13 protein-coding genes are annotated in these 9029 nt (G+C 66.4%); 12 read left to right on the forward strand and 1 reads right to left on the reverse strand.

What is annotated here, in order from left to right:
* Positions 1-185 precede the first annotated feature (185 nt).
* From RWR81_RS10865 to rpsQ, 12 genes are all read left to right on the forward strand, one after another.
* On the forward strand, positions 186-1421 hold the full coding sequence (locus tag RWR81_RS10865) for a class C sortase (RefSeq protein WP_314457685.1): 1236 nt from the start codon (positions 186-188) through the stop codon (positions 1419-1421).
* 258 nt (positions 1422-1679) lie between these two features.
* A complete protein-coding gene (rpsJ, locus tag RWR81_RS10870; protein WP_003786051.1) occupies positions 1680-1988 on the forward strand; it encodes a 30S ribosomal protein S10 in 309 nt (102 codons plus the stop codon).
* 8 nt (positions 1989-1996) lie between these two features.
* Positions 1997-2665, forward strand: a complete 669-nt coding sequence (rplC, locus tag RWR81_RS10875; protein ID WP_009233258.1) for a 50S ribosomal protein L3 — start codon at positions 1997-1999, stop codon at positions 2663-2665.
* A gap of 4 nt (positions 2666-2669) precedes the next feature.
* Positions 2670-3314: a 50S ribosomal protein L4 gene (gene rplD / locus RWR81_RS10880; protein ID WP_108832436.1), complete on the forward strand. Its 645-nt coding sequence runs from the start codon at positions 2670-2672 to the stop codon at positions 3312-3314.
* Positions 3311-3613: a 50S ribosomal protein L23 gene (gene rplW, locus RWR81_RS10885; RefSeq protein ID WP_003786064.1), complete on the forward strand. Its 303-nt coding sequence runs from the start codon at positions 3311-3313 to the stop codon at positions 3611-3613. Before rplD ends, rplW begins: the two co-directional genes overlap by 4 nt.
* A gap of 26 nt (positions 3614-3639) precedes the next feature.
* On the forward strand, positions 3640-4476 hold the full coding sequence (gene rplB / locus RWR81_RS10890) for a 50S ribosomal protein L2 (protein WP_314457688.1): 837 nt from the start codon (positions 3640-3642) through the stop codon (positions 4474-4476).
* A gap of 14 nt (positions 4477-4490) precedes the next feature.
* The gene (rpsS, locus tag RWR81_RS10895; protein WP_003786073.1) at positions 4491-4769 is read left to right on the forward strand and encodes a 30S ribosomal protein S19; all 279 of its coding nucleotides are present in this window, start codon (positions 4491-4493) and stop codon (positions 4767-4769) included.
* Positions 4770-4800: 31 nt separating this feature from the next.
* Positions 4801-5178 (forward strand): 50S ribosomal protein L22, encoded by a 378-nt coding sequence (gene rplV, locus RWR81_RS10900; RefSeq protein ID WP_003789298.1) that lies wholly within the window; start codon positions 4801-4803, stop codon positions 5176-5178.
* Positions 5178-5999, forward strand: a complete 822-nt coding sequence (gene rpsC / locus RWR81_RS10905; RefSeq protein WP_314457691.1) for a 30S ribosomal protein S3 — start codon at positions 5178-5180, stop codon at positions 5997-5999. Before rplV ends, rpsC begins: the two co-directional genes overlap by 1 nt.
* A 3-nt stretch (positions 6000-6002) precedes the next feature.
* Positions 6003-6422: a 50S ribosomal protein L16 gene (rplP, locus tag RWR81_RS10910; RefSeq protein WP_003781881.1), complete on the forward strand. Its 420-nt coding sequence runs from the start codon at positions 6003-6005 to the stop codon at positions 6420-6422.
* Positions 6422-6667 (forward strand): 50S ribosomal protein L29, encoded by a 246-nt coding sequence (gene rpmC / locus RWR81_RS10915; protein WP_314457693.1) that lies wholly within the window; start codon positions 6422-6424, stop codon positions 6665-6667. The genes rplP and rpmC overlap by 1 nt, the downstream gene beginning before the upstream one ends.
* Positions 6664-6957 carry a 30S ribosomal protein S17 gene (gene rpsQ / locus RWR81_RS10920; protein ID WP_314457695.1) on the forward strand — a complete coding sequence of 98 codons (294 nt, stop codon included), beginning with the start codon at positions 6664-6666 and terminating at the stop codon, positions 6955-6957. The genes rpmC and rpsQ overlap by 4 nt, the downstream gene beginning before the upstream one ends.
* Positions 6958-7078: 121 nt before the next feature.
* On the opposite strand, the gene RWR81_RS10925 is transcribed toward rpsQ, so the two are convergent.
* Positions 7079-7573: a hypothetical protein gene (locus RWR81_RS10925; protein ID WP_314457697.1), complete on the reverse strand. Its 495-nt coding sequence runs from the start codon at positions 7571-7573 to the stop codon at positions 7079-7081.
* Positions 7574-9029: the final 1456 nt, after the last annotated feature.

Consider the following 9029-nt stretch of genomic DNA (forward strand, 5'->3'; position numbering starts at 1 on the left):
GGCCGGGGGGGGCCGGGCCGGCCGCCCCCCCCGGCGGGGCGCGGCCCCCCCCCCGGGGCCCCCCCCCCTCGGGGGGCGGGGGGGCGGGGCCCCCACAACCCCGGGTTCGCCGCCCACCTGCACCGCGCCGTACGAGCCCGCCCTGTTCTGTCCCCGGACAACGACCCTGGAAGCGCATAGGCCCTATGATCTCTCGGACCGCACGTAAGCCCCGTACCGCCCGGCCGCCGCGCAGGCGTGCCTCGAGCGCCCAGAAGCATCGCCGCCCCCGCGCCTGGCGCCTGTCGATCTCCGCTCTGATCAGCTCCATCACCGCGATCGTCGGAATGGGGCTCCTGACCTATCCGACCGCGGCGTCCTGGATCTCCCAGTACAACCAGTCGAAGGTGACGGCCGACTACTCCGCCCAGGTCGACAACGCCTGGCCCGACGCCAAGACCCAGATCTCCCAGGCGCACGCCTACAACGAGGCGCTCCTGGCCGGAGCCGTCCTGGAGGCCAACAACCATGTCCCCACCGGTGCCGGCTCCAGTTCCGACAGCTCCCTGAAATACCCCTCGATCCTCAAGGCCAACGGCGAGGGCCTCATGGCCCGCCTCAAGATTCCGGCCATCTCCCTGGACCTGCCCGTCTACCACGGCACCGCCGACGACACCCTGCTCAAGGGGTTGGGACACCTGGAGGGCACATCGCTCCCGGTCGGGGGAGAGGGTACGCGCTCGGTCATCACCGGGCACCGCGGCCTGGCCGAGGCCACCATGTTCACCAACCTGGACAGGGTCGGGAATGGTGACAGCCTCATCATCGAGGTCTTCGGCGAGGTCCTCACCTACCGGGTCATCAGCACGAAGGTGGTCGAGCCGGAGGAGACCGAGGCCCTGCGCGTCGAGGAGGGGAAGGATCTGCTCACCCTGGTGACCTGCACGCCCCTGGGCATCAACACCCACCGCATCCTACTGACCGGCGAGCGCATCTATCCCACTCCCGCCGCCGACGTCGCCGCGGCCGGCAAACGGCCTGAGGTCCCCACCTTCCCCTGGTGGATCGTCGCGCTGTCGGCGGGGCTGGTCGTCGTCGGCCTGTACCTGTGGCGTTCGGGCTACGCGGCGGCCCGGGCCAAGGAGCGCGCCCTGAGGCTGGCGCGGGACAAGGAGCAGGAGAGGCCTCAGACATGGGAGGAGCAGATGCGAAGCTGGATGGACGACGACGCCGGCGTTGAGCCCCGGCGCTGGTTCACCGACCTGCCGGTCCCGCAGGAGCTCTCCGAGGCGGAGAACCGGGCGCTTCTGGAGGAGATCGCGTCGCTGTCGGAGCCGTCTGGTCGATCAGATGATCAGGAGCTCATCGACACCGCGGAGATCCCGGCGGTCGGCGCGACACGCCCGAGTGCGGGTGTCAGTGGGCGGACTCACAGCGACTAGGCCCTGTCTCGGGTTCCGCTGCCCGTGCGAGCCCTGATACCGTAATCCGGCCGGCCACGGGCTCGCTCACGCATGCTCCTGGCTGTGCCGCCCCGGGGTTCACCCGGGATTCATTCTGACGGACCCGTTCCTCCTGAACGGGTTTCCGTGTGTCCAGACCGGTCACCGCCTCCCACTCATGGGAGGAGCGCGCGTCGCCCTGCGACACGCCCGAGCGCGTGGACCGGCCAGAAGCAAGTACAAGAGAGGTTAGGCGCCATGGCGGGACAGAAGATCCGCATCCGGCTCAAGTCCTACGACCACGAGGTCATCGACTCCTCGGCGCGCAAGATCGTCGACGTCGTGACCCGCGCTGGTGCGACGGTCGTGGGCCCGGTGCCGCTGCCGACCGAGAAGAACGTGTTCTGCGTGATTCGGTCGCCGCACAAGTACAAGGACAGCCGCGAGCACTTCGAGATGCGCACGCACAAGCGGCTGATCGACATCGTCGACCCGACGCCCAAGGCCGTCGACTCGCTCATGCGTCTCGACCTGCCCGCCGACGTCAACATCGAGATCAAGCTCTGAGGACTGCCATGACAACGCTTAACACGCCGGCTGCCGCCGCGCCTGCCAAGGCGCTGCTCGGCACCAAGCTCGGCATGACGCAGATCTGGGATGAGAACGGGGTCCTGCGCCCCGTGACCGTCGTCCGGGTCGACACCAACGTCGTGACCCAGGTCCGCACCATCGAGACCGATGGCTACGAGGCCGTTCAGCTCGCCTTCGGCGACATCGACGCCCGCAAGGTCACCAAGCCGCTTGCCGGCCACTTCGCCAAGGCCGGGGTCGCCCCCCGCCGTCACGTGGCCGAGGTTCGCACCTCCCTGGCCTCGGAGTTCACCCCCGGCCAGGAGCTGGCCGCCGACACCTTCGAGGTCGGTCAGCTGGTCGACGTCACCGGGACCTCCAAGGGCAAGGGGTTCGCCGGTGTCATGAAGCGCCACGGCTTCGCCGGTGTGGGCGCCTCCCACGGTGCTCACCGCAACCACCGCAAGCCCGGCTCCATCGGTGCCTGCGCCACCCCCGGCCGCATCTTCAAGGGCCTGCGCATGGCCGGCCGCATGGGCCACGCGCGCCGCACCGTCCAGAACCTCAAGATCCGCGGCATCGACGTTGACAAGGGTGTTCTGCTCGTCAACGGCGCGATCCCCGGCCCCAAGGGCTCGGTCGTCGTCGTCCGCACCGCCGTGAAGGGAGCCTGAGACCATGACTGAGGCACTCACCGTCGACGTCGTCGACTCCACGGGCAAGAAGACCGGCAGTGTCGAGCTGCCCGCAGAGGTCTTCGACACCCCCCTCAACATTCCGCTCATGCACCAGGTGGTCGTCGGCCAGCTCGCCGCGGCCCGCCAGGGCACCCACGCCACCAAGACCCGCGGCGACGTCCGCGGCGGTGGCCGCAAGCCCTACCGTCAGAAGGGCACCGGCCGCGCCCGCCAGGGCTCGACCCGCGCCCCGCAGTTCGTCGGCGGCGGCACCGTCCACGGTCCTCAGCCGCGCGACTACACCCAGCGGACCCCCAAGAAGATGAAGGCCGCCGCCCTGCGCAGCGCCCTGTCCGACCGCGCCCGCAACGGCCGCGTCCACGTCATCACCGAGTTCGTCACCACCACGGTGCCCTCCACCAAGAACGCCCTGGTCGCGCTGCGCAACCTCACTGACCGCAAGGCCCTGGTGATCGTGGACCGTCAGGACGACCTGTCCAGGCTCAGCCTGCGCAACGCCCCCGAGGCGCACGTCCTGTGGGCCGACCAGCTCAACACCTACGACGTCCTCAAGTCCGACGACGTCGTCTTCACGGCCTCTGGCCTGGACGCGTTCCTGGGCAAGGGTGAGGAGGAGTCCAAGTGAGCCTCGAGAAGTCCAAGAACCCCCGCGACGTCATCATCGCGCCGGTGGTCTCCGAGAAGTCCTACGCCTGCATGGACCGTGGCCAGTACACGTTCATCGTGGCGCCGGGATCCAACAAGACCGAGATCAAGCAGGCCGTCGAGGCCATCTTCGACGTCAAGGTCTCCTCGGTGAACACCATCAACCGCAAGGGCAAGACGCACCGCACCCGCACTGGGATCGGCAAGTCCAAGGACACCCGCCGTGCGATCGTCACCCTGCGCGAGGGGACCATCGACATCTTCGGTGATGTGGCCTAGTGCGCCACGGAAGGTAAAGGACCGATATGGGAATCCGTAAGTACAAGCCCACGACCCCGGGTCGTCGCGGCTCCTCCGTGGCCGACTTCGTGGAGATCACGCGCAGCACGCCCGAGAAGTCGCTGGTGCGCCCGCTGAGCAAGTCCGGTGGCCGCAACTCCTCCGGTCGTATCACCACCCGCCACAAGGGTGGTGGCCACAAGCGCGCCTACCGTCTCATCGACTTCCGTCGCCATGACAAGGACGGCGTGCCCGCCAAGGTCGCTCACATCGAGTACGACCCCAACCGCACCGCGCGCATCGCCCTGCTGCACTACATCGACGGCGAGAAGCGCTACATCATCGCCCCGAACAAGCTCCGTCAGGGCGACGTCGTCGAGGCCGGTCCGGGCGCGGACATCAAGCCCGGCAACAACCTGCAGCTGCGTCACATCCCCACCGGTACGGTCGTCCACGCGGTCGAGCTGCGTCCCGGTGGCGGGGCCAAGATCGCCCGCAGCGCCGGCACCTCCGTCCAGCTGGTCGCCAAGGAGGGCAAGTACGCGCAGCTGCGCATGCCCTCCGGGGAGATCCGCAACGTGGAGGCCGCCTGCCGCGCCACCATCGGCGAGGTCGGCAACGCCGAGCAGTCCAACATCAACTGGGGCAAGGCCGGCCGCATGCGCTGGAAGGGCGTGCGCCCGACCGTCCGCGGTGTCGTCATGAACCCGGTGGACCACCCGCACGGTGGTGGTGAGGGCAAGACCTCCGGTGGTCGTCACCCCGTCTCGCCATGGGGCAAGCCCGAGGGCCGCACCCGCCGTCCCAACAAGTCCAGCGACCGCCTCATCGTGCGTCGTCGTCGGACCGGCAAGAAGCGCTGATAGGAGCCTGAATCATGCCGCGTAGTCTGAAGAAGGGTCCCTTCGTCGACGACCACCTCCTCAAGAAGGTGGACGCTCAGAACGAGAAGGGCACCAAGAACGTCATTAAGACCTGGTCCCGCCGTTCGGTCATCACGCCGGACTTCCTGGGGCACACCTTCGCCGTTCACGACGGTCGCAAGCACGTGCCGGTCTTCGTCACCGAGTCCATGGTGGGCCACAAGCTCGGTGAGTTCGCTCCGACCCGCACCTTCCGCGGGCACGTCAAGGACGACCGCAAGTCGCGTCGCTGACGGACGTCGGAAAGTTTGAGAGGCAGAGAACATGGAAGCCAAGGCGCAGGCCAAGTACGTGCGCTGCACGCCGATGAAGGCGCGCCGGGTCGTGGACGTCGTCCGCGGCAAGCGCGCCGTCGAGGCCGTCAACGTGCTCCGATTCGCCCCGCAGGCCGCTGCGGTGCCGGTGCGCAAGGTCCTCGAGTCCGCAATCGCCAACGCCCGGTTCAAGGCTGAGCGTGACGGGGAGCGCTTCGACGAGAACGACCTGTTCATCATCGAGGCGTTCGCCGACGAGGGTCCCACCCTCAAGCGGTTCCGTCCCCGGGCACAGGGCCGGGCCAGCAGGATCCTGAAGCGGACCAGCCACATCACCGTCATCGTCGGGGACAAGTCCGACGCCGCAACGAAGGAAGGAGCCCGGTAATGGGGCAGAAGGTCAACCCGACCGGGTTCCGCCTGGGCATCACCACGGACCACCGCTCGCGCTGGTTCGCCGACTCCACCAAGCCCGGTCAGCGTTACTGCGACTTCGTGGAGGAGGATGTCAAGATCCGCCGTCTCATGGAGGACGGCATGGAGCGGGCCGGTATCTCCAAGGTCGACATCGAGCGCACCCGTGACCGCGTGCGCGTCGACCTGCACACAGCCCGTCCCGGCATTGTCATCGGTCGCCGTGGAGCCGAGGCCGAGCGTCTGCGCGGTCAGCTCGAGAAGCTGACCGGCAAGCAGGTCCAGCTCAACATCCTCGAGGTCAAGAGTCCCGACCTGGACGCCCAGTTGATCGCCCAGGGCATCGCCGAGCAGCTCGCCTCCCGTGTGTCCTTCCGCCGCGCGATGCGCAAGGGCATGCAGTCCGCGATGCGCGCCGGCGCCAAGGGCATCCGGGTGCAGTGCTCCGGGCGCCTGGGCGGCGCCGAGATGAGCCGCAGCGAGTTCTATCGCGAGGGGCGGGTGCCGCTGCACACCCTGCGTGCGAACATCGACTACGGCTTCTACGAGGCCAAGACCACCTTCGGCCGCCTCGGCGTCAAGGTGTGGATCTACAAGGGAGACATCACCGAGCGCGAGTTCGCCCGTCAGCAGGCCGAGTCCGGCTCCCGTGGCCGTGGCCGGGGCGAGCGTCGCGGCGGCCGTCGTGGCGACCGCGGAGAGCGCGGTTCGCGTCAGAACACCGAGCAGCAGCAGGCAGCCGAGCAGACGCCGGCCGCCGCGACCGCTGCCGCAGACCAGGGAACGGAGGCCTGAGCCGTGCTCATCCCCCGCCGGACCAAGTTCCGTAAGCAGCACCGCCCGCACCGCACGGGCCTTTCCAAGGGCGGCAACCAGATCGCCTTCGGTGAGTACGGCATCCAGGCCCTCGAGCCCGCCTACATCACCAACCGTCAGATCGAGGCGGCCCGTATCGCCATGACCCGCCACATCAAGCGTGGCGGCAAGGTGTGGATCAACATCTTCCCGGACCGCCCCCTGACCAAGAAGCCCGCTGAGACCCGTATGGGTTCCGGTAAGGGCGCCCCCGAGTGGTGGATCGCCAACGTCAAGCCCGGACGCATCCTGTTCGAGCTCGGCGGTGTCGACGAGGCCCTCGCCCGCGAGGCCATGCGCCGCGCACAGCACAAGCTTCCGATGAAGACCCGTTTCGTGACTCGTGAGGGTGGTGACGTCTGATGGCAATCGGTTCCAAGGGCCTGGCCCCCTCCGACCTCGACGGCATGGACAACGAGCGCCTCGCCGAGGAGCTCTCCAAGGCCAAGGCCGAGCTGTTCAACCTCCGGTTCGCCTCGGCGACCGGCCAGCTCGAGGACCACGGACGTCTCAAGGCTGTGCGTCGCGACATCGCCCGTATCTACACGATCGTGCGCGAGCGTGAGCTCGGTATTCGCACCACCCCGAGCACGGAGGAGTCCAAGTGAGCGAGCAGACCAGCACCGAGAACGTCGAGCAGTCCACCGAGCGCCCCCAGCGCAAGGTGCGTCGCGGCTACGTCGTCTCCGACAAGATGGACAAGACGGTTGTCGTCCTCGTCGAGGAGCGTTACAAGCACTCCCTGTACGGCAAGGTCCTCCGTCGCTCCAAGAAGGTCAAGGTCCACGACGAGCACAACGAGGCCGGCGTCGGCGATCTCGTCTCCATTATGGAGACCCGCCCGCTGAGCGCCACCAAGCACTTCCGCCTCCTGGAGATCCTCGAGCGCGCCAAGTGACCCTCGGCTGATCGCCGCCCTCGACGACGTCGAGACGGCCCCCGACGCCGCAGCATCCCACCCCGGGATGCTGCGGCGTCGTTGTTGACTGCGGGTCGTCACGGAGGACGGTGAAGGCGGCTTATAGAAGACCTTGTGTCAAGCCTACGGCTGCGGTCCACAGTGCGTTGCCGGCTGCGCCTCCAAGAGCGTTCACGAGGGTGTCTTGCCCGAGTTCCCGTATGCCTCTGGCAGCGCCATGCTTGTCCTTCTGGTCAACAGCTGCACGGATCTGTTCGACGATTGCGCGGTCCGCCAACTGAGTGACCTTCTCCTCAAGCCGATCAATGAGAACGGCAATCTGCTCGTTCTGTCCGTCGTTTTGCAGCATAAGATCGCCGTTGACTACTACGATGACTGAAGCGGCTTGAGTGAGAGTGTCCTGTTGCGAACCGGTGTGCTCGGCTCTGGCCGCATTGGCGTATGATCTTGCCGCTTTGGACCATCTTTCGCCGCCTCGTAGAGGCTTCTTCTCGACAAGGCCGAGTCGCCGTGCGATCCGCTGTTCGTCATCTGTAGCGATATGAAACCAGTTGTCGTCCAACTGTGCGGCAGCCGCAAGCACCTGGTTGACCATTCCTGTCTCCTCTGAGGAGTGTGAGCGCGACTTGAGGTCGATAGGCTGAATCGTGTCCACTTCTCCTTCGCAACTGTAGATCAGTGGATGGTTACGTCCTGCTAGGACTACTTCTACCTGAGGGGATGCATCAAGGATGGTGTTCCTGCTGAGAACTGGGGTGGATGATGTGAGAAACCCTCCCTCGTTTGGAGGGACTACAAGATCATTGGGTAAGAGATCCACAACCCGTCTGCGTTCAACCTCAGCCGGTGCGAGCCAGGCCTTGATCGCCAGCGCAGCTAGCGGTACGGAGACTGCTGTGACAAGCCATGACAGCCAAGGGGAGGCGGAGCTAGTCCAGTACCGTGCAGTGACGGCTACCAGAAATGGTGCACTCACTATTGTGACCCTGAAGAATGGGAGTGGGGTGAACAGTGTGTGCGTTGGTGACGCGAGGGCGATGTCGTTGAATGTTGGATGATATTTCTGCATTGGTTACCCCTTTGATCTCGGTCGATCTGATAGTGGCTACGGTAGAACGCGGCTCTGACATCTATTTGAGGACCTTAAGGGGGCTTGGTTCCTGCGTTGCGGAGTTCCAGGACTGCATATTTGCTTTGCGAACGTCGGTCGTACAGTGAAGTCCTCCAAGCAGTGGAGTGTCGAAGTGTGTTGGGTGTGTTGATAGGGTGTTGGCCGTCAATGTCGTCCTCGGGTGCATCGATAAATGCTGTGCGCGTTGGGAGATAGTGGTTTGGGTGTGGTCGTCCTTGCAGCACGGCGCAGATGTCGGACCTGGTGGTATTGCATGAGGGTCGGGCACTACTTGGGGGAGGGGCGGGTGTACTCCATGGGGGTCGGGTGTTCGTGCAGTACGCACAACCCTCGGCCAGTGCGTCCCCACCCTCGTGGAGTAGACTGCCTTGGAGAAGGCTCGGGTCTCAGTCGACGTGGAGCCATGGTCTCTGTGCCCCGCTGAGAGTCCGAAGGGGCCGGACAGGGAACCGCGGGGTTGGGCCTGGGACGGGGCGTCGGGCGCTGCCGCAAGGGCTCCGGACTCGCTCCGCGCGGCCCGATGTCCGCAGTGCGGACATCAACGGCCTCGCCGTCGTTGGGTCCATTGCGGATCGTTGGAATTCTGCGGTTTCTGTTGTGGAACAGGGTATCGGTGCGGTGTTGATGTTCGTTCCATGGACACCCGCATCTGCTCAGTCGCGTCCACCAGTTCACTGCTGCCCCAGCCCGACCCGGGGCGTCAGTGTCGGAAGACCGGGAAAAGCCGGTGAGCAAAGGCACAGGGTGGGTCGGCGGTCTCAGGTACCGCTTGAAGCGGCGCCTGGACTAGGCTGGCGGAGTTGCGCGCGCCCTCGGTGCGCCCGGCAGAGACCTCGTGCGGTCTGCGCCTGTGTCTGCCGGGAGAGCGTACCGCGGACATCCCCTATCCCTGGGTCGGCCTCGTGCGGCCTGCGGCCGG

Origin of the sequence: uncultured Actinomyces sp. (assembly GCF_963526355.1) — a bacterium.
Classification (GTDB): Bacteria; Actinomycetota; Actinomycetes; order Actinomycetales; family Actinomycetaceae; genus Actinomyces.